Origin of the sequence: Aeromicrobium sp. YIM 150415 (genome assembly GCF_016918125.1) — a bacterium.
Classification (GTDB): Bacteria; Actinomycetota; Actinomycetes; order Propionibacteriales; family Nocardioidaceae; genus Aeromicrobium; species Aeromicrobium piscarium.
In genome coordinates, this window is record NZ_JAERWM010000019.1 from 1 (window position 1) to 19,373 (window position 19,373).

The following is a 19,373-nucleotide window of genomic DNA, read 5'->3' on the forward strand; positions in this document are numbered from 1 at the left end:
AACGCCCAGGACAGCCTGAACGCACGTCCCCGACCTACCCTTGACCTCGACACCCCAGCCACCCGGCTGAACAGGCTCCTCACCCAGGCAGCCTGACCACCCGTTGCTTCGACCACTAGAACCAGCCGCCGGTGAGAGGTGCCTAGGTCACCGCTCACGCAAGCGCGCACGGTGAGATGGCCTGGCAATGGACATGGTTGGCCCCTGACCGCCCCGTCCCTGGACACACGACCGCCCTTCACCGGCTGACCGGCGAAGGGCGGTGTGTGCCGTCGGACGGACTCAGTTGTCGTCGGCGGGCTTCTGACCGCTGAAGTCGGGGAGCTTCTCGCCCGTGGCGCGCGAGTCGAGCACGGCGCACACCGTCAGGACGATACCGGCCACGAACAGCAGCCAGCCCGACCATCCGGGGCCGATGTTGACGTCCAGGCCCGCCGGCACGCTGCCGCCGCCGGTCAAGGCGCGCAGGATGAGCAGGAAGGTGCCCACACCGGCCAGTACGGCGCCGACGAGGAACCAAGGCGCCACCGGCGGCAGGACCTGACCCGCGAACACCCGGACGGCGATCAGCGCGGTCGCGGCGATGACCAGCAGCATGCCGAGAGTGGCGAAGCTCGTCCACGCGTTGGTCCCCGCGGAGCCGAATCCCCCGGCCGACACCGTCACATAGCTATCGAACAGTGACAGGATGAAGGCCACGATGCCCGCACCGAGTGCGCCCAGGCTGAACGGGCTCACGTTCTTCAGATCCACAGTGGTACCTCTTCTTATCTTCTCTTAGCGCCTTCTCAGAATTGCTCGGCCTGAATGTACCGCAGCAGCGCTCAGATAGCGAAGTACCGTGGAGACATGACCCTTTCTCCCGTACTCGAGCTGAACGACGGACACCGGATGCCACAGCTGGGCTTCGGCACCTACTCGATCCACGATCCGGGAGTCTTCGATGCCGCCATCGACGTCGGCTACCGGCTGCTGGACACCGCCAAGCGTTACGAGAACGAGGAGTCTGTCGGACAAGGCATCACCGCGTCGTCCGTGCCGCGCGAGGAGCTCTTCGTCACCACAAAGGTGCCCGGGGACGACCAGGGATATGACTCGACGATCGCATCACTGGAGGGCTCACTGGAGCGTCTCGGGCTGGACTACGTCGATCTCTATCTCATCCACTGGCCGCTGCCGCGACTCGACCGCTATGTCGACACCTGGAAGGCCATGATCGAGCTGCGCGAGCGGGGTCTCACCCGGTCGATCGGCGTCTCGAACTTCCAGTCCGAGCATCTCGACCGGATCATCGCCGAGACCGGCGTGACCCCGGCGGTCAACCAGATCGAGCTGCACCCCTACTTCCCGCAGTCCCAGCAGCGGGAGATCGACGCGCGCCTGGGCATCGTGACCCAGTCGTGGAGCCCGCTCGGACGGGGCTCGGACCTGTTGGAGAACCCCACGATCACCGAGATCGCGGCAAAACACGATGTCGATGCCGGCCAGGTCGTCCTGCGCTGGCACGTACAGATCGGCGCCGCACCCATCCCCAAGTCGGCGACACCCGAGCGATTCGCCGGGAACCTGGCGATCTTCTCCTTCGAGCTCGACAACGAGGACCTGCAGCGGATCTCCGCGCTCGATCGCGACGGGCGCATCGGCGGCGACCCTGCCACCCACGAGGAGTTCTGACGCGCCCTCCGGGCTCGGATGACATCACGGCCTGATCTGTTCTAGATTGTGGTAGAGCAACGATCGACCGAGAGGACGAGCGCATGTCCGGCCACTATCCGCCGCCCGACGATCCCGGCGCGGAGCGCCCCGGGGACCAGCCGCCAGAGCCACCACCCGGCGGCTACCCGCCGCCTCCCGGCGGTGGTTATCCGCCCCATGACCCGGCCGCGGGCTACCCGCGCCCGTCCGGCAGCTACGAGGTCGGGGCCGCGTTCTCCTGGGCATGGGAGCGGTTCAAGCAGAATCTCGGCCCCCTGGTCATCAGCGTGTTGATCATCACCGCGATCTCCGGTGCGATCAGCGGGGCCACCACCCTGCCCACCCTGGGCCAGGACTCCTCGACGATGACGACGGGCGATGCTCTGCGCTTCAGCGCCGCCACCGGCGTCTGGAATATCGTGGGCGGCTTACTGACGGCGATCATCGTCGCGCCGCTCTCGCTGAACCTGGTGCGCATGTTCCTGGCGATCGCCGATGGGCACCGCGCCGATATCGGCGATCTGTTCAAGACCGATCTCATCGGTCCGGCCATCCTGCTCGGCCTGCTGACCTGGGTGCTGACGATGGTCGGTCTCGTTCTGTGCATCATCCCGGGGCTGATCTTCGTCTTCGGCGCGGCCTATGCGACCTACATGATGGCCGACCGCGGCCTCTCCCCGTGGGAGTCGATCAAGGCCAGTTTCGGCGTCTACCAGACCAACTTCGGCATGGCGCTGGTCGGCGTGCTGCTGGGCGGCATCATCGCGGGCGTCGGTGTGATCGCGTGTTTCATCGGCGTGCTGTTCACCGCCCCGATCGGCGGGCTGTTCATCACCTATGCCTTCCGCCGCCTCACCGGAGGTGTCGTCGCCGGCTGAGGTCCGCACCGTCGAGGCCCCCGTCGTCGTGGCGGGGGCCTCGCTCGGCTCATATATATAACTACGTGATATAATGACATTATGCGAAACGCTGGCAGCGAGATCGTTCTACGCCAGGTGGCCCATGCCATCGTGCGCCGGACACCCCGCGGCTCACTCAGTCGAGCCGCAGCCAGCAGCCTGGCGCGTCTCGACGACCACGGCCCGGAGAGGATCACCGCCCTCGCCGAGCGCGAGGCCGTGAGCCAGCCCGCCATGACGGCGCTCGTGCGCCGCCTGGAGAACGCGGGCCTGGTGACGCGCCACGCGGACGCCGAGGACGCGCGGGCGACCCGCATCAGCATCACCGAGCAAGGACGCGCGACCCTCCACGAGCGCCTCGCCCAGTACGACACGTTGATCGGCGAGGCGCTCGATCGACTCTCCGACGACGACCGGGCCTCGATCGCCGCCGCACTCCCCGCACTCGAGAACTTTGTCAGGACCTATGACTTCCACTGACCATTCCTTCACCGACATGTTCCGGCAGCCCCGGGCCGTGTATGCCGTCGCCTTCGCCTGCGTCGTGTCCTTCATGGGCATCGGCCTGGTCGACCCGATCCTCCCGGCGCTCAAGAGCCAGCTCGACGCGACTGAGAGCCAGGTGACGCTGCTCTTCACCAGCTATCTGGTCGTCACCGCCTTCGCGATGCTCGTCACCAATGCCGTCTCCAGTCGCCTCGGCGCCAAGAAGACGCTCATCACCGGGCTGATCATCATCGTGGTCTTCTCCGCCCTCGCCGGATCGGCATCGTCGATCGACGGCATCGTGGCCTTCCGCGCCGGCTGGGGACTCGGCAACGCCCTCTTCATCGCGACCTCGCTGTCGGCGATCGTGTCGAGCGCCCGGGGCGGATTCGCCGGCGCCATCATCCTGTACGAGGCCGCCCTGGGCCTGGGCATCGCCGCCGGCCCCCTCGTCGGCGGCTCCCTCGGCAGCATCAGCTGGCGCGGACCCTTCTACGGCGTCGCCGGACTGATGACGATCGCGCTCATCGCCATCGTGTTCCTGCTGCCGGCCACGCCTCGTCCCGATCACACCACGTCGCTGCTCGCCCCCATCAAGGCGCTCTCGCACCGTGGGTTGCTCACCGTCAGCATCGCCGCCCTGCTCTACAACTGGGGCTTCTTCACGATGCTCGGCTACGCCCCGTTCCCGCTCGAACTCGGCATCATGGAGCTCGGCTGGGTGTTCTTCGGCTGGGGACTGCTGGTCGCCTTCTTCTCGGTCGTGGGCGCACCGCGCCTGCAGGCGGCCTTCGGCACCGCGCCGACGCTGTACGCGGCCTTCGCGCTGTTCGCTGTCGACCTCGCCCTCATGGCGGCCTTCACCACGACGGCACCGGTCATGATCGCCTGCGTGGTCGCCTCCGGCATCTTCATCGGCATCATCAACACGCTCGTGACCCAGGCGGTCATGCTGGTCTCCCCCGTCGAACGCCCCGTGGCGTCGGCGGCCTACGGTTTCGTGCGTTTCATCGGCGGCGGCCTCGCCCCGTTCGCCGCCGGCCACCTCGCGGCGGCCTTCAGCGTGCACGTGCCCTTCGCGGTCGGTGCCGTGGCCGTCGTCCTCGCGATCGGCGTCCTGGCCAGCGCCCATCGGATCATCGCCGCGGCCGATGCCGGACTCGACGAGGACGGCCACGAGATCACCGAATCCGAGGACGAGATCGCGTCCGAGGTCGCCGACGAGTTCGGCGGCGCCCCCGGCGCGATCGACGAGGAACTGCACCTCCGCCGCTGACCCCGTCCCCCTGTCGCGACCACCGAGGATCCAGCCCGGTGGTTGAGTAGGAAGCTCGCTCAGCGAGCACGTGCCGTATCGAGATCACCTCCCCCAAGCGCGGCCTCGCTGAGCAACCTCCACTACTCGACCACCGACGGTCCGGCCCGGTGATCGAGTAGGAAGCTCGCTCAGCGAGCGACCGTATCGAAACCACCACCCCCAACGTGGCCTCGCTCCAGCGCGGCTACGCCCCTGGTGCGCTGGCTCCATTGCCGCGCCCGCAGAGCGGACGAGGCTACTCGACCACCGAGGGTCCGGCCCGGTGATCGAGTAGGCACGGCGAGCCCTGCGAGCACGTGACGATGGAGCCGTGACCCGAGGGGCATAGCCGTCACGTATCGAGATCAGCTTTCCGTAAGCGTGGCCTCGATACGCGTCGGCCGCGGACGGCCTTGGGCTACTCGACCACCGAGGTGAGGGATCGGTGATCGAGTAGGGACGGCGAGCGCAGCGAGCGCGTCACGTATCGAGATCACCTTTCCGTAAGCGTGGCCTCGATACGCTCCGGTCGCTGAGCGACCTCCACTACTCGACCACCGAGGGTCCGGCCCAGTGATCGAGTAGGCATGGCGAGCCCTGCGAGCACGTGCCCTATCGAGATCACCTTTCCGCAAGCGCGGCCTCGCTGAGCGACCTCCACTACTCGACCACCGAGGGTCCGGCCCGGTGGTTGAGTAGGCACCGCGAGCCCCGCGAGCACGTGCCCTATCGAGATCACCTCCCCCAAGCGCGGCCTCGCTGAGCGACCTCCACTACTCGACCACCGAGGGTCCGGCCCGGTGGTTGAGTAGGAAGTTCGAGAGCATGGCGAAGGGGGCGCGCTGTCCCCCCGGATGCGCGCCCCCTTCGGTCGGGTGGGTCAGTTGAACCTGACCTTCAACGAGGTGCCGTTCTCCTCCACCACCCGGGCCTTGAAGCCCGTGGCGGGAAGCTTGACCCCGTGATTCGGCAGCTCCTCGAAGAAGTGCTGCTTCGTGTCGTCGAACACCGGCTTGGCCGCCTGACCGCGGATATAACTGGGCTGACCGTCGGTGTGCAACGTCATCGAGTCGGACTTCCGCGTCGAGAACGGTGCATCGTACATCTGGATCCTGGCCCGCCACGGCTCACCGGTGACGATATTGATCATCGGCCGCGGGTTGGCGTCGACGATCAGATTGCGGCCCTCACCCGGGTGCTGGCTGACATTGTTGTCGGCCTGCGAGGTGTCCCAGTAGGAGACGAGCAGCCCCGTCTGGTAGGCGTAGTGCTCGACCCAGTCCGGCTTGGTGTCCATGAAGCCGAAGTTGTACGGGCCCGTCTTCAGGTACTGGTCGTAGCCGGTGTACGAACGATGGCCCATGACGTAGTAGTTGCTCGCCTGGGTCGTCGTGGTCTCGCCCACGATCGAGAAGCCGTCGAAGGTCCACGCCCCCGAATCGGTCTCCGCGTCATCGCTCAGGATCTCCGTGTCGCCCGCCGACACCACGATGTCGTCGAGGAAGAGGCCCGGCATCGTCAGGCCGCCGTCTGTGCGGTACAGCACCCGGAAGGAGATCTGCTGACCGTCGAACGCGTCGAGCGGCACCACCAGATCGGCCCAGTCCTCCTGTTCCCCGTCGATCGCCGGACGACCTGACGCATCGGTGCCGATCGGCTCACCGCCGACGGTGGCGTCCAGGTCGGTCCAGGACGTGCCATCCGCCGATGCCTGCAGGTAGGCGTAGTCGTAGCCTTCCTCGATCGAGAACCGGGCCTTCGCCGTCAACTGCGTCCCGGAAGCCTCGCCGAGGTCCAGCTCGGTCGTCATCGTGTTCGACAGGTCGTCTCCGGCACCGGAGAAGAACTGCTTCTCTCCCGAGGCCGGCGCCCCGTTGTCGTTGACGATCTCCTTCTTCGGCAGGACCACCACGGCACCCTGCGGCTTGTCGCTGTTGTACTCCTGGGGCCCGAGTTCGAGTGTTCGCTTCTCGGTGTGCGTCTGCGCCTCGTAGTCCAGCCAGCCCAGCTGGAGCTTCTCCCAGGCGCCGAGGTCGCCCGGGCGTGTGCCGAGGGGCTCTCCCTTCGCGTTCAAGCGGCTCTGAGCCATGAGCGTCCAGAACTCGTTGCTGTTGTCGCCGGCGCCTGTCGTGTCGTAGCCGTCCGGCAGGCCGAGATCGTGGCCGTACTCGTGCACGAAGACCGAGAGTCCGCCGTTCTCCGGCTGGACGGTGTAGTCGCCGACCCAGACGCCGGTGTCGCCGATCTCAGCACCGCCGAGGGGATTGTCCGCCGGGCCCGTCAGGCCGGCATCGGTGCCGAACGCATACCAACGGTGCGACCAGATCGCGTCCTCGCCGTAGGTCGGATCGCCGTCCTCCTCGCCACCGCCGGCGTGGACGATCTGGAAGTGGTCGATATAGCCGTCCGGCTCGTCGAAGACGCCGTCACCGTCGTAGTCGTACCGGTCCCACTGGTCGTACTCGGACAGCGTCTTGGCGATGTCCTCGTCGCTGCGCCCCTGGGCCTTCTGATCCTCGACCCACTGGTTGACAGCGTCCTGCACGAGATTCCAGGCGCCGGCGTCCTCGCGGCCGTACCGGGCCTGGTTGTACGGGACCTTGACCCAGTCGGACACCTGCCCGTCCACGGTGTACCGCCCGGACGACTGCGTCTCGTAGTAGGTCTTGACCGACTCGGTCTTCTGGCCGGTGGCGAAGTACATGTCGTCGTAGTGCTCGGGGCTGAAGTCCTCCTGCCAGACGGTGGAGTTGTCATTCGGTCCCGGTTCGGGGATCTGATTGTGCAGCGGCCCGTCGAAGCGCTCCGGGCCGGGTGTGTCGGGATCCGTGTCCTGATCGGGGTAGTCCGGGTGACGTTCGTCACCGAACTCCGCGAGGATGACGAAGACCTTGTCGGCGCGCTCCTGCTCCAGTTCGACGTACTGGTCCTGTTCGCCACTCGCTCGCGCCAGCCGCTGCTGGGTCTGCGGATGGCCGTTGGCCTCGGCGGCCGCCTGCGCCGGGGACGGCGCCTGGCCGACCTTGGCGACCGCACCGCCCTCGCGCTGCTCCGGCGTGAGCTCGCCGTCGATCACCTGGGAGACGGCTGCCTCACGCAGCTCGCGGCGCTTGTCCTCCAGCGGATGCGGGAAGTCGTCGGTGCGCGGCGCGGCGCCGTCCTGGCCCGGAGCGGCCGGTGGAGCCGGGTCAGCGCTCGTCGGTGCGGCGGCGACCAGCGAGCCGGTCGCCACGAGTCCGAGCCCGACCAGGCTCGTCATGATGCGTTTCACAATTCCTCCTCATGAGGATCCCCCCGATGGGTGGTGGATCTCCCGGATCAGGGGCCGGCTCCTGTCGCCGGCTCCACCAGCGCGCCGGCCTTGTGAGTCACCGCGCCTCCGGTCACGCTACGACCGTCCACACCCCGAACGGCAGTCTTGACTTCCTGGAGAAATAGTTATAGCGAACTAGTTCCATCGGGCTATCGGCACTGATTTCATCAGATGTTCACAGCTGTCGGCCGGTCGCGGTATCCACCGGCACCACCCGTGGCATAAGGTAGGAGGCAGTTGCACGACGTTGGACCAGATGAATGCAGTACCCGTCCTGATTCGGGGTGTGGTTCCTCTCGAGGTTGGATGTGCGTCGCGACCGTCGCCTCCGGCCGGAGGCGGCCTTCGCCAAGAAAGTTAATGAGGAGAACACCATGGCAACGGGAACCGTCAAGTGGTTCAACGCTGAAAAGGGCTTCGGATTCATCGCCCCCGACGACGGCAGCGAGGACGTCTTCGCCCACTACACGGCGATCCAGTCGTCCGGCTACCGCTCGCTGAACGAGGACCAGAAGGTCGAGTTCGACGTCGAGCAGGGTCAGAAGGGCCTCCAGGCCGCGAATATCCGCCCTCTCTGAGTGAGCAGCACAGCGCCCCCGTCCTTCGCGGACGGGGGCGCTGTCGCATCCTGCTGACGACGACGCCCCCGTCCGCGAAGGACGGGGGCGTCTTCAGCGCCGGGCGACGCCAGGAGGGAGCCGACGCCGTGACGCTACGGCGGCACATGTGGCCCATCGAGGGAGTGAGTGGGGCCACCTGGCATCGCCAGAACATGAGGATAGCCTCAGGTTCTTTCGGGCGCAAGCGCCCACGGCCTCCCTACTGCTGTGTCACGGTGAGCCGGAGCAGACGATCGTCGTCGCCGGCCGGATCGGCTCGACCGTCGGTATTGCTCGTCCCGATCCACAGCGACCCGTCCGGGGCCGCGGCGACGGCGCGGATCCGTCCGTACTCCTCGACGAGATGCGCCTTCGGCTCCCCCGTCTGCTCGCCGTCCAGCGGCACCGTCCAGAGTCGCTGACCGCGCAGGGCCCCGAGATAGGCGGTGTCGTCCACGATCGCCAGGCCCGAGGGCGACGCCTCGTCCGTCGGCCAGGTGACCTTCGGCGCCGCGAACCGCTCGTCGTCGCTCTCCCCCTCGACGACCGGCCAGCCGTAGTTGGCCCCGGCCTCGATGAGATTCAGCTCGTCGGCGCCCTTGTCGCCGAACTCGCTCGACCACAGCCGTCCGTCGTCGTCGAAGGCCAGTCCCTGGACATTGCGATGCCCGATCGACCAGACCTCGTTGTCGAACGGATTGCCGGGGGCGGGCTCGCCATCGGGGGTCACCCGCAGGATCTTGCCCTCCAGCGCCGAGGAATCCTGAGCGAGATCGGGCTGCAACGCGTCACCGGTCGCGACGAACAGGACATCGTCGGCGGGGTCGTACAGCAGGGCGCCGCCGTTGTGATTGTTCGCCTTGTCGATGCCGGTCAGCACCGGCTCCGCAGGACCGAGCGAATCGTCCTCCACCACCATCGAGACCACCCGATTGTCCTCGGCCGAGGTGAGATAGGCGTAGAGCGTCGAACCGTCCGGTGACAGCGCCAGGCCGAGCAGTCCCCCTTCGCCACCGGGCTGCACGCCCTCCACGACACCGAGATCGGTCACCGTGCCGTCGGGCTCCACCGCGAGGATCGACGCATCGTCCCGCTGCGCCACCAGGGCCGTGCCGTCCTCGTCGAAGACCATCCCCCAAGGGACGTTCACTTCCGTGACGATCTCGGCGTCGACGGTCGGCGGCACCGTGGTGGGCGCCGTGCTCTCGCTGGCGGTGGTCGGCGCCGGCGACGGTGCCGGGTCGTCCTCCTCGCCGGCGCTGCACGCGGCGAGGGCGATCACGAGGGACGACGCGGTGACCACGCCGGAAACCCTCATCCTCCGGTGCTCGCCCGCCGCTGACAGCCGATATTCCTCGATGCGCTCACCCATAGGTCGATGATGCCCGCCCGGCGGTGACACACCGAGGCCCCGGTGGCCGATGATGATGCGTTACGGCTGCCATGACCGCCGTAACGCATCGGCATCGGTTCGAACCGGCTTGGAACTCGATGCCTTCGGGTCGTCATAGCAACCGCGATGCATCATCATCCGTCCCCCACCGACGCGACCGACGGGGAATGTTGTGCCGAGCCCCGACGTTGTACCCATGAACGCTTCCGACGAGAGGTATCTATGAGCACCATCGACCTGACCAAGGAGACCTTCGAGTCGACCGTCACCGGCGAGGGCATCACGCTCGTCGACTGGTGGGCCTCGTGGTGCGGTCCGTGCAAGCAGTTCGCCCCGGTCTTCGAGGCCGCGAGCGAACAGCACCCCGACATCACCTTCGGCAAGATCGACACCGAGGCCGAGCAGGAACTCGCCGCCGCGGCGCAGATCAGCTCGATCCCCACCCTCATGGCCTTCCGCGACGGCATCCTGGTCTTCTCCCAGCCCGGCGCCCTGCCGGCCGAGTCGCTCGACCAGGTCGTCACCGCGGTCAAGGACCTGGACATGGACGACGTGCGGCGCCAGATCGCCGAACAGCAGGCGGCGACACCGGAGTGATCCGGCCGGCGTTCCGTCACCCTGGAACGCGCTGACCCACGGGGCAGGGCACGATCGTCACATGACGCGCGTGTCCTGCCCCGTTCTCCGTTCCCGCTTGACGACCGCCCACGAAGCCGCCACCCACATCGGTCCGGGCGACAACGTCGGCATGAGCGGCTTCACCGGAGCGGGTTATCCGAAGGCCGTTCCGGTGGCGCTCGCCGCGCGGATCCGGGCCGCGCACGAGCGTGGCGAGGACTTCCGGATCGGCCTGTGGACGGGTGCGTCGACGGCCCCGGACGCCGACGGCGTCCTCGCCCGCGCCCACGGCATCTCCACCCGACTGCCCTATAACTCCGATCCCACCCTGCGCGATCTCATCAACACCGGCGAGGTCGACTACGTCGACGCGCATCTGAGCCATACCGCGCAGCAGATGTGGTTCGGGTTCTACGGTCGGCTGAATGTCGCCGTAGTCGAGGTGACCGCCGCGCTGCCGGACGGTCTACTGGTGCCCAGCAGCTCGGTGGGCAACAACAAGACCTGGCTCGACCAAGCCGACCGGATCGTGCTCGAGGTCAACCGCTGGCAGCCCCGTGAGTTCGAGGGCTTCCACGATGTCTACTACGGCACCGCCCTGCCGCCGCATCGTCGTCCGCTGCAGCTCACCGGGCCGATGGAACGCATCGGCGAGCCCTATCTGAGGGTCGATCCCGAGCGGGTCGTCGCCGTCGTGGAGACCGACGCCCCGGACCGCAACTCCCCCTTCAGCCCGCCCGGGGAGGAGTCGCGGGCGATCGCGGATCATCTCCTGGACTTCCTGCGGCACGAGGTCCGAGCCGGGCGCATGCCCCCGGAGCTGCTCCCGCTGCAGTCCGGCGTCGGGAATGTCGCGAATGCGGTCCTCGCGGGACTGGACGACAGCGAGTTCACCGGACTCACGGCCTTCACCGAGGTGCTCCAAGATGCCATGCTCGACCTGCTCGACTCCGGGACCCTGCGCGCCGCGTCCGCCACCTCCTTCGGGCTCTCCGACGAGGGCGTCGCCCGCTTCATGGACCGCATCGACGCCTACAAGGGCCGCATCCTGTTGCGCAGCGAGGAGATCTCCAATCACCCCGAACTCATCCGGCGCCTCGGCGTCATCGCGATGAACGGGATGATCGAGGCCGATGTCTACGGTCATGTGAACTCGACCCATGTGATGGGCTCGGCGATCATGAACGGCATCGGCGGCAGCGGGGACTTCACCCGCAACGCCTACCTGAACTTCTTCCTCTCGCCCTCGACGGCCAAAGACGGCGCCATCTCCACCATCGTCCCGATGGCCAGCCACGTCGACCACACCGAACACGATGTCCACGTCATCGTGACCGAGCAGGGACTGGCCGACCTGCGCGGCCTCTCCCCGGCCGATCGCGCCGACCGCATCATCGAACGCTGCGCGCATCCGTCGTATCGCGAGGCGCTCCGCGACTACATCGGGCGCGCCAAGGCGGCCCGGCCCCAGGCCCGTCACACGCCGCACCTCCTGGACGAGGCTCTCAGCTGGCACCAGCGGTTCGTGGAGACCGGCCACATGTGAGATCACATCGACCTCGCGGCGGGAGTCTTGGGCCCATGCCCGACAATGGAGGGATGCCGACCCCCACGCAGCTGATGATCGTGCTGCGGCATCCCGTGCGCTTCGTGGCGCACGAGGACCCTGCCCTCTCGCGCTTCGTCTTCGACGCTCCGCAGGGCCCGATCGAGGCCACGGCCAATGAGGCCATCGGCCCGCTGTCGGGCGGAATTCGGGCGATGAACGCTCATGCATCCGTGCGCGCCTGGGCAGGACCGGCGATCATCGCGCTGCGCCTCATGGCGTCGGGCTCGCTCGCGCAGCCGTCCGATGGCGACCAGCAGCAGCTGCGGGCCGCCGCCGAGCAGCTCGACATGCCCGCGCGCGAAGCCCATGCCCTGATCGACGCGTTCCTCGCCGCACTCGCGGTCGACGCCCCCGCGGTGGCCACCACCCCGCAGCGTCGACACGGGCACGAGCCGGAGCAGCCGCGCCCGCGGATCGAGCCCCCACGCACCTTCGCGTACCGCTTGGTCGTCGCCTTCGAACGCGGCGAGGACACGATCGCCACCGCCTCCTTGCGGGTCCGCCCGACCGACCGCACCTGGGGTGAGGCCTCCGCCCACGAGATGTTCGCCCGCGAGGACCACCACTTCGGCGAGGGGTCCCGCACCGCGCTGCGTGCCATGCTCGAACGGCTGGGTGCGAGCTGGCCGCCCGCCGCGCGTCTGCTGCCCGGTGGCGACGCGGCTCCGGCCAGCATCGCGCTGACTGCCGACGAGCTCGGCGCTCTCGCCGCGGCGACCCTGGTGACCTCGCTCATGGCCAACCGGGTCGAGGTCTCCTGGCCGAGCGAGCTCGTCCGCGATGTCACCGCCACACCCGTCGTCAGCCGTGTCGACGGTTTCGGCGACCGGCCGCGCGCCTTCGGCCGCGACCAGCTCTTCCGCTTCGACTGGAGCGTGAGCGTCGGCGGTGAGCGGCTCACTCAGGACGAGCTCGACGAGCTCGCCGTGAGCCACAGCGGGCTGGTCCGGCTCCGCGACCGCTGGGTCTTCATTGAGCCGCGCCGCATCGACGAGCTCCTGCGCGGCGAAGGCCAGGAGCTCGACGCCTCCGAGGCTCTGCAGGCCGCGCTCACCGGCGAGCTCCAGATCGACGGACGACATGTCCGCGTCGACACCATCGGCTGGCTCGAGGACGTGCGCGACCGCCTCGCGAGCCTCGGCGAACGCTCGAGCGACATCTCCCAGCCCGATGAGCTCGACGGCGAGCTGCGCAGCTACCAGCTGGACGGCCTGCGCTGGATGAGCCAGCTGGTCGATCTCGGGCTCGGCGGCATCCTCGCCGACGACATGGGCCTCGGCAAGACCATCACCCTCATCTCGCTGCACCTGCACCGCGCGGCGGCCGCACCGACCCTCGTGGTCTGTCCCGCCTCGGTCCTGGCGACGTGGGAGCGAGAGATCGCGCGGTTCGCGCCAGGCGAGAACGTCCACCGATTCCACGGACCAGGGCGTAGCCTGCACGAGGCCAAGGACGGCTTCGTGGTGACCACCTACGCGACGATGCGGCAGAGCGTGGACGCGCTCGCCGAGCACGACTGGAGCATGGTCGTGGCCGACGAGGCCCAGCACGTCAAGAACGCCGGCTCGGGCGTCGCCCAGGCGCTGCGGCGCATCGAGGCCGATGCCCGGATGGCGCTCACCGGCACCCCTGTCGAGAACGCGCTCTCCGAGCTGTGGGCGATCCTCGACTGGACGACCCCCGGGCTCCTCGGCAATCGCGAGCAGTTCCGTCGCGACTGGTCGCGTCCGATCGAGCGCGACCGCGACGATGCGACGGCCGGCCGGCTCTCCACCCTCATCCGCCCCTTCGTGCTGCGGCGTCGCAAGAGCGATCCGGGCATCGCGCCCGAGCTCCCGCCCAAGATCGAGACCGACCATCATGTGCAGCTCACCCGCGAGCAGATCGGCCTGTACGAGGCCGTCGTCCGTCGCACGATGGCCGAGATCGAGGAGAGCCGTGGCATCCAGCGCCGCGGCCTGGTGGTCAAGCTGCTGACGCAGCTCAAGCAGATCTGCAACCATCCGGCCCAGTTCTTGCGGCAGGCCGAGGGCGAGCTCGAGCGTCGGTCGGGCAAGCTGGAGGTCTTCGACGACCTGCTCGAGGAGATCCTCGCCGAGGGCGGCCGGTCACTGGTCTTCACGCAGTACGCCCAGATGGGCCATCTGTTGTCACGGCATCTGACCGCGCAGGGCATCGACCACGCGTACCTGCACGGCGGCACCTCCGTTCGCACACGCGAGGAGATGGTCCGTCGCTTCGGGGAGGGCGATTTCGATGTCTTCATCCTCTCGCTCAAGGCGGCCGGCACCGGCCTGAACCTGACGCGCGCCGACCACGTGATCCACTACGACCGTTGGTGGAATCCCGCCGTCGAGGATCAGGCCACGGATCGTGCCCACCGCATCGGTCAGACCAAGACCGTCCAGGTGCACCGGCTCATCGCCGAGGGCACCATCGAGCAGTCGATCTCCGAGCTCATCTCAGCCAAGCGCGCCCTGGCCGATGCCGTCGTCGATTCCGGGGAGGCGGCGCTCACCGAGCTGAGCGATGCCGAGCTGGCGGCGCTGGTGCGTCTGCGGCGCTGACGCATCCGATTCGCCGTCGGCAACGAAGTACCGGGTATGACGGCACATCATCTCCCGCGCGATGCGACGGTCGGCGTCATCGCGGCGACCGCCGGTATCGGCATCGGCCACCTGGTCGCGGCCCTCACGGTTCCCGCCGCGTCACCGGTCCTGGCCATCGGATCGACGGTGATCGACGCGACTCCCACTCCGGTGAAGGAATGGGCCGTCGCCACCTTCGGCACCGCCGACAAGATCATCCTCATCGGGTCGGTCGCGCTCGGCACGCTCGTGCTCGCGGCGCTCGGCGGGATCGTCGCGGCGCGACGCTTCAGCATCGGCGCGCTGATACTCATCGCTCTCGTCGCCATGGCAGGTGCCGCAGCATTCACACGTCCGGCCGCGACGGTCGCGGATCTGCTTCCCGCTCTCGTCACCGGTGTCGCGGCACTCGCGGTGCTGTGGTGGCTCCTGCGGGCGCGCCCGGCTGCGGAGACCGCGACCGTCGGCCCGACCCGCCGCCGGATCCTGGTGGGCGGTGGGGCTGCTCTCGTCGCAGCAGCCCTCGCCGGTGCCGCCGGAGAGGCGATCATCCGCGGCGGTAGGCGCCTGGGGAATATCGTGCTGCCGCGGCCCGCCGACCCCCTTCCCCCGCTCGCCGACGGGCTCGATATCGAGGGGATCAGCCCGTTCCGCACTCCGACGGGGGACTTCTATCGCGTCGATGTCAACCTGAGCGTGCCGGTGGTCGATGTCGATGACTGGACCTTGACCATCGACGGCGATGTCGCGAATCCCTACACGATCACGTGGGACGAGCTGCTCGCGATGGACATGATCGAGCGGGACATCACGATGACCTGCGTCTCGAACGAGGTCGGCGGCGGCTATGTGGGAGCGACTCGCTGGCTGGGCGTGCCGCTGGCGGATCTGTTGGAGCGTGCTCGCGTCGGTTCGAGAGCCGACCAGATCCTGAGCACCGCTGTCGACGGCTTCACCATCAGCACACCCTTGGATGTCGCGACCGATGGCCGTGATGCGATGGTCGCGGTCGCCATGGACGGCGAGCCGCTGCCGCGTGAGCACGGCTTCCCGGCGCGGCTCATCACCCCGGGACTCTACGGCTATGTCGGTGCCACGAAATGGGTGGAGCGGTTGACCCTGACCACCTATGCCGAGGATCGGGCGTACTGGACCGAGCGCGACTGGGATATCGACGGTCCGATCAAGATCTCGACCCGCATCGACACGCCGCGGGGTCTCACGGAGCTCGATCCGGGTGATCTGGTGATCGCCGGTGTCGCCTGGGCGCAGCATCGAGGCGTCGAGGGCGTCCAGGTGCGCGTCGACGACGGCGACTGGACCGACGCCGAGCTCGGGCCGGATGCCGGCGTGGACTACTGGCGCCAGTGGTATCTGCCGTGGAAGGCGACCTCGGGTCGCCACACGGTGCAGGCGCGCTGCATCACCGACGACGGCGAGGTGCAGACGGCGGATCGCGCGAGCCCGTTCCCGAACGGGTCGAGCGGTATCCACGACATCGTGGTCCGGGTGGGCTGACGACCTCAAGGCCCTGTCCCGATCCTGGTGCGAGCCACGGGCCTTCGTCGGTGAGCTATCCCGCAGGAGGGCGCCTGACCTGCGGGATAGCCCACCGATCAGCGGCCCAGTGCGGGATGACCCACCGCCCCCGGCAGAGAGAGATCGAGAAGACGACCCATCCGGATCGCCGCCCACGCCGAATCACCGATGAACGTCACACAGAACGTCACCGAGGAAAGGCACCACCATGAAGAGCACGATCGTTCGCCGCGCCGGCCTCGCCTCTGCGGCCCTCACCCTGACGCTCGGACTCGCCGCATGCAGCGGGTCGGACGACTCCGACGAGCCCGCGGCATCCGAGCCCACCACCAGCGAGGAGTCCTCGGGCGCCGACGACATGGGCGATAGCGACATGGACATGATGGGCGCCTTCGGCCCCGGATGCTCCGCGATCCCGTCCGACGGCGCCGGATCGCTCGAAGGCATGGCCGAGGAGCCCGTCGCCACAGCGGCCAGCAGCAACCCGCTGCTGACGACGCTCGTCTCGGCGGTCACGGAGGCCGGTCTCGTCGACACCCTGAACTCCGAGGAGTCGCTGACCGTCTTCGCCCCGACCGATGACGCCTTCGACAAGATCCCGCAGGATCAGCTCGACGCGCTGCTCGCCGACACCGATCAGTTGACGACCGTGCTGACCCACCACGTGGTGGCCGGGGAGCTCGGTCCCGATGAGATCGCCGGCGAGCACGAGACCTTGGCGGGCGACACCATCACCGTCGAAGGCTCCGACGAGGACTTCACGGTCGGCGACGCGAGCGTGATCTGCGGCAATGTGCCCACAGCGAACGCCAAGGTGTATGTCGTCGACAGCGTGCTGATGCCCTGACCATCGGGAAGACTCAGTACCGTGACTCACCTGACACCCGTGCCCTCCGGCCCCGAGCCGGAGGGCACGGATCGGCTACCGGGGCTCCTCGCCCGCTGCGCGCGCAGCGACGAGGGAGCCTTCGCGGAGCTCTACGACCTCACCGCCTCTCGTGTCTTCGGACTCGTCCGACGTGTGGTGCGCGATCCCTCCCACGCGGAGGAGGTGACCCAGGAGGTCTACCTCGAGCTGTGGCGCCACGCGGCCCACTTCGATCCTTCACGTGCGAGCGCGATCTCCTGGATGTTCACCATCGCGCACCGCCGCGCCGTCGATCGCGTCCGCTCGGCCTCCGCAGCCAGCCGCCGAGATATCGCCTACGGCCATGGTCACCACGAGGTCGAGCACGATGCGACCAGCGAGCTCGTCGTGGACCGTCTCGAGGCGACCCGCGTCCGATCGGCCCTCGATCAGCTCACCACCACGCAGCGCGAGGCAGTCGATCTGGCCTTCTTCGGCGGCTACACCCACACGGAGGTCGCCGCCCTCCTGGACATCCCCCTCGGTACGGCCAAGACCCGTATCCGCGACGGTCTGATTCGACTGCGCGACGCGTTGGGAGTAGAACGATGACGATGCCCGATGACATCCACAGCCTCTCCGGGGCCTACGCGGTCGACGCGGTCGACGATATCGAGCGCGCCCAGTTCGAGAACCATCTCGAGCACTGCGCGGCATGCCGTGAGGAGGTCGCCTCCCTCCGGGCGGCAGCGGCCGAGCTGGGAGCGTTGACCGCCGAGGAACCGCCGCCGTCGTTGCGCGGCGACGTGCTCGACCTCGCCCGGACGATCCGCCCCGATCCGCCGCTGGTGAGCGAGCGATCGCGGCGCACGCGTCGGTGGGGGTGGGTGATCGCCGCGGCCGCGGCCGTCGTCGCGGTCATCGGGGTGGGCGTCACCCAACCCTGGGGCACCTCCCCCGAGCAGCTGACCGTCGCCGAACAGGTCGACCGGGCTCAGGACGCCGATCGTGTCGCGCTGTCCTTCGACGACGGCAGCGAGGCCACCGTGGTCCGCTCAGCCAGCGTCGGGCGGGCCGTGATCGAGACACGCGACATGGCTCCGCCGCCCGAAGGCCACCACTATGTGGTCTGGCTCCAGAGCCCGGACGGGGAGATGCACGCCGCCGGGGTCATGCCCGATGACGAGTCCGATGCCTCGATGGTGCTCCGCGGTGACGCCACGGAGTCGGTCGGGGCGGGCATCACCGTGGAATCCGATCCCGAGGTGACGGCTCCGACGAGCGAGCCGATCGCGCTGTTCCAATTCACCTGACGACGAGCACTTGACGAGACAGGTAAGCCTGACCTAAGTTAGGCGTACTGCCGCTCGTCGGTCGACCCACGGACGGCGGCAGTCCAGGCTCATACAGTGCCGTGTGGCCTGACCCCGGGCCTCGTCCACGCCACGGCGTGGCCCGGGGTAGCCCTGACCGTCCTTCGTCGATCGAGAGCCGATGACCGCTGAGCCCGCCTCCGTCTCCCCCGCCGAGCTGTGGAACGACGACCTCGCGGTCTTCGGGTCCCTCGTCGGCGCTCTCGACGACACCGCCCTGTGCGCCACCGCCAACGCCGGCGCCGCAGTCAGCGCCCCCGGTCGCTACGCGCGGATCGGCGCGCTGGGCGGACCGTGGCCCCAACATCACGCCGGCGAGGTCGTCCTGCGCCTCTGCCCCAGCGTGCTCGACGCCTTCGCCCTCGATGAGCAGGAGCGCACCCTTCGAGTGGTCAACCACCACGGCGACGTGGTGCACCGAGTCGCCCTCGGTGGACCTGCCGCCGTCCGGCGCTCCCGCTGCGGAACCACCCTCGGCACCAGCCCCTGGTCGGCCCACGGCGACGCTCCCTGCGCCGCGGGGGCCTTGCTCGATCTCAACACCCAGGCGCATCTCGACACCCTCGTGCACGACGCCGGTGTCCAGCGCCGACGTGCGCTGGAACAGCTCGGGGGACGCAACGAGGTCTCGGCGCTGTCGGCGCCGCTCGCGCTGCACGCCCTCGATCACCTCCACCGCGATCGCCTCGACGTGACGCTCGCCGTACCCACCGACGGCTGCGTGATGGCCGTCGGCGGAGCCGTCACCGGCTTGCGCGGCGCGGCGGACACCCTCTTCGTCCACCTCGAGGGCGGCACGGTCCGTATCGACACCTCCACGGTGCATGAGGGGTGGGTGGTGCGCCCACGCCACGGCTCGGCCACGCTCGAACTGTACGACCGCACCGGCCGTTGCGTTCTCGCGATCGCGCAGCCCGGTCGTCGCGAGCCGGTCGCCGCGGCCCGTTGGGAGCATCTGACCGCGATGCTCTCCATCAGCTAGACGCCCGGCACGCACGACGCGCCACTGACAGAGACATCCGGCGGCGGGGCCCACGCACGATGTGATTCCGTGGCTGCTGGGGCAACCTCGGAATCACATCCTCCGTCGGCCGCTCACGAAGCATGTGACTCGGTG

Annotated in this window: 16 protein-coding genes; 13 read left to right on the forward strand and 3 right to left on the reverse strand. The window is 68.4% G+C overall.

The genetic code is table 11. The features are described from left to right. Nucleotides 1–282: 282 nt before the first annotated feature. Nucleotides 283–753 carry a hypothetical protein gene (locus tag JL108_RS12280; protein WP_205198555.1) on the reverse strand — a complete coding sequence of 157 codons (471 nt, stop codon included), beginning with the start codon at nt 751–753 and terminating at the stop codon, nt 283–285. A 96-nt stretch (nt 754–849) separates the two neighbouring features. Here JL108_RS12280 and JL108_RS12285 point away from each other — a divergent pair, with 96 nt between their 5' ends. The 4 genes from JL108_RS12285 to JL108_RS12300 all read left to right on the forward strand — a co-directional run bounded on the left by JL108_RS12285 (nt 850) and on the right by JL108_RS12300 (nt 4,356). Next, entirely contained in the window at nt 850–1,674 is an 825-nt protein-coding gene (locus tag JL108_RS12285) for an aldo/keto reductase (protein ID WP_205198556.1), read from the forward strand. Nucleotides 1,675–1,757: 83 nt separating this feature from the next. Continuing rightward, on the forward strand, nt 1,758–2,573 hold the full coding sequence (locus tag JL108_RS12290; protein WP_205198557.1) for a hypothetical protein: 816 nt from the start codon (nt 1,758–1,760) through the stop codon (nt 2,571–2,573). Nucleotides 2,574–2,654: 81 nt separating this feature from the next. Then, on the forward strand, nt 2,655–3,074 hold the full coding sequence (locus JL108_RS12295) for a MarR family winged helix-turn-helix transcriptional regulator (protein WP_205198558.1): 420 nt from the start codon (nt 2,655–2,657) through the stop codon (nt 3,072–3,074). Next, complete coding sequence (locus tag JL108_RS12300; protein ID WP_205198559.1) at nt 3,061–4,356, forward strand: MFS transporter; 1,296 nt, start codon at nt 3,061–3,063, stop codon at nt 4,354–4,356. The genes JL108_RS12295 and JL108_RS12300 overlap by 14 nt, the downstream gene beginning before the upstream one ends. Nucleotides 4,357–5,257: 901 nt before the next feature. On the opposite strand, the gene JL108_RS12305 is transcribed toward JL108_RS12300, so the two are convergent. After that, nucleotides 5,258–7,648 (reverse strand): immune inhibitor A domain-containing protein, encoded by a 2,391-nt coding sequence (locus JL108_RS12305; RefSeq protein WP_205198560.1) that lies wholly within the window; start codon nt 7,646–7,648, stop codon nt 5,258–5,260. Nucleotides 7,649–8,064: 416 nt separating this feature from the next. On the opposite strand from JL108_RS12305, the gene JL108_RS12310 reads away from it, so the two are divergent. Then, nucleotides 8,065–8,268 carry a cold-shock protein gene (locus JL108_RS12310; protein ID WP_143913213.1) on the forward strand — a complete coding sequence of 68 codons (204 nt, stop codon included), beginning with the start codon at nt 8,065–8,067 and terminating at the stop codon, nt 8,266–8,268. Between the two features lie 241 nt (nt 8,269–8,509). Here JL108_RS12310 and JL108_RS12315 read toward each other — a convergent pair whose 3' ends face one another. Then, nucleotides 8,510–9,661 carry a sorbosone dehydrogenase family protein gene (locus JL108_RS12315; protein ID WP_240191016.1) on the reverse strand — a complete coding sequence of 384 codons (1,152 nt, stop codon included), beginning with the start codon at nt 9,659–9,661 and terminating at the stop codon, nt 8,510–8,512. Between the two features lie 243 nt (nt 9,662–9,904). Here JL108_RS12315 and trxA point away from each other — a divergent pair, with 243 nt between their 5' ends. The 8 genes from trxA (at nt 9,905) to JL108_RS12355 (ending at nt 19,238) form a co-directional block, all read left to right on the forward strand. Further along, nucleotides 9,905–10,279: a thioredoxin gene (gene trxA, locus JL108_RS12320; protein WP_205198561.1), complete on the forward strand. Its 375-nt coding sequence runs from the start codon at nt 9,905–9,907 to the stop codon at nt 10,277–10,279. A gap of 61 nt (nt 10,280–10,340) precedes the next feature. Further along, nucleotides 10,341–11,846 carry an acetyl-CoA hydrolase/transferase family protein gene (locus JL108_RS12325; RefSeq protein ID WP_205198562.1) on the forward strand — a complete coding sequence of 502 codons (1,506 nt, stop codon included), beginning with the start codon at nt 10,341–10,343 and terminating at the stop codon, nt 11,844–11,846. A 53-nt stretch (nt 11,847–11,899) separates the two neighbouring features. Next, a complete protein-coding gene (locus tag JL108_RS12330; protein WP_205198563.1) occupies nt 11,900–14,476 on the forward strand; it encodes a DEAD/DEAH box helicase in 2,577 nt (858 codons plus the stop codon). A 36-nt stretch (nt 14,477–14,512) separates the two neighbouring features. Beyond that, a complete protein-coding gene (locus JL108_RS12335; protein WP_205198564.1) occupies nt 14,513–16,015 on the forward strand; it encodes a molybdopterin-dependent oxidoreductase in 1,503 nt (500 codons plus the stop codon). A gap of 229 nt (nt 16,016–16,244) precedes the next feature. Beyond that, complete coding sequence (locus JL108_RS12340) at nt 16,245–16,883, forward strand: fasciclin domain-containing protein (protein ID WP_205198565.1); 639 nt, start codon at nt 16,245–16,247, stop codon at nt 16,881–16,883. 21 nt (nt 16,884–16,904) lie between these two features. Continuing rightward, complete coding sequence (gene sigK, locus JL108_RS12345) at nt 16,905–17,495, forward strand: ECF RNA polymerase sigma factor SigK (protein WP_205198566.1); 591 nt, start codon at nt 16,905–16,907, stop codon at nt 17,493–17,495. Between the two features lie 2 nt (nt 17,496–17,497). Then, entirely contained in the window at nt 17,498–18,196 is a 699-nt protein-coding gene (locus tag JL108_RS12350) for an anti-sigma factor domain-containing protein (RefSeq protein WP_240191017.1), read from the forward strand. Nucleotides 18,197–18,377: 181 nt separating this feature from the next. Then, nucleotides 18,378–19,238 (forward strand): ChuX/HutX family heme-like substrate-binding protein, encoded by an 861-nt coding sequence (locus tag JL108_RS12355; protein ID WP_205198568.1) that lies wholly within the window; start codon nt 18,378–18,380, stop codon nt 19,236–19,238. The last annotated feature ends 135 nt before the right edge of the window (nt 19,239–19,373 follow it).

Coding starts and splice junctions, on each gene's coding strand:
- JL108_RS12285 (WP_205198556.1), top strand. CDS start 850: ATGACCCTTTCTCCCGTACTCGAGCTGAACGACGGACACCGGATGCCA.
- JL108_RS12290 (WP_205198557.1), top strand. CDS start 1,758: ATGTCCGGCCACTATCCGCCGCCCGACGATCCCGGCGCGGAGCGCCCC.
- JL108_RS12295 (WP_205198558.1), top strand. CDS start 2,655: ATGCGAAACGCTGGCAGCGAGATCGTTCTACGCCAGGTGGCCCATGCC.
- JL108_RS12300 (WP_205198559.1), top strand. CDS start 3,061: ATGACTTCCACTGACCATTCCTTCACCGACATGTTCCGGCAGCCCCGG.
- JL108_RS12310 (WP_143913213.1), top strand. CDS start 8,065: ATGGCAACGGGAACCGTCAAGTGGTTCAACGCTGAAAAGGGCTTCGGA.
- JL108_RS12315 (WP_240191016.1), bottom strand. CDS start 9,661: ATGGGTGAGCGCATCGAGGAATATCGGCTGTCAGCGGCGGGCGAGCAC.
- trxA (WP_205198561.1), top strand. CDS start 9,905: ATGAGCACCATCGACCTGACCAAGGAGACCTTCGAGTCGACCGTCACC.
- JL108_RS12325 (WP_205198562.1), top strand. CDS start 10,341: ATGACGCGCGTGTCCTGCCCCGTTCTCCGTTCCCGCTTGACGACCGCC.
- JL108_RS12330 (WP_205198563.1), top strand. CDS start 11,900: ATGCCGACCCCCACGCAGCTGATGATCGTGCTGCGGCATCCCGTGCGC.
- JL108_RS12335 (WP_205198564.1), top strand. CDS start 14,513: ATGACGGCACATCATCTCCCGCGCGATGCGACGGTCGGCGTCATCGCG.
- JL108_RS12340 (WP_205198565.1), top strand. CDS start 16,245: ATGAAGAGCACGATCGTTCGCCGCGCCGGCCTCGCCTCTGCGGCCCTC.
- JL108_RS12350 (WP_240191017.1), top strand. CDS start 17,498: ATGCCCGATGACATCCACAGCCTCTCCGGGGCCTACGCGGTCGACGCG.
- JL108_RS12355 (WP_205198568.1), top strand. CDS start 18,378: ATGACCGCTGAGCCCGCCTCCGTCTCCCCCGCCGAGCTGTGGAACGAC.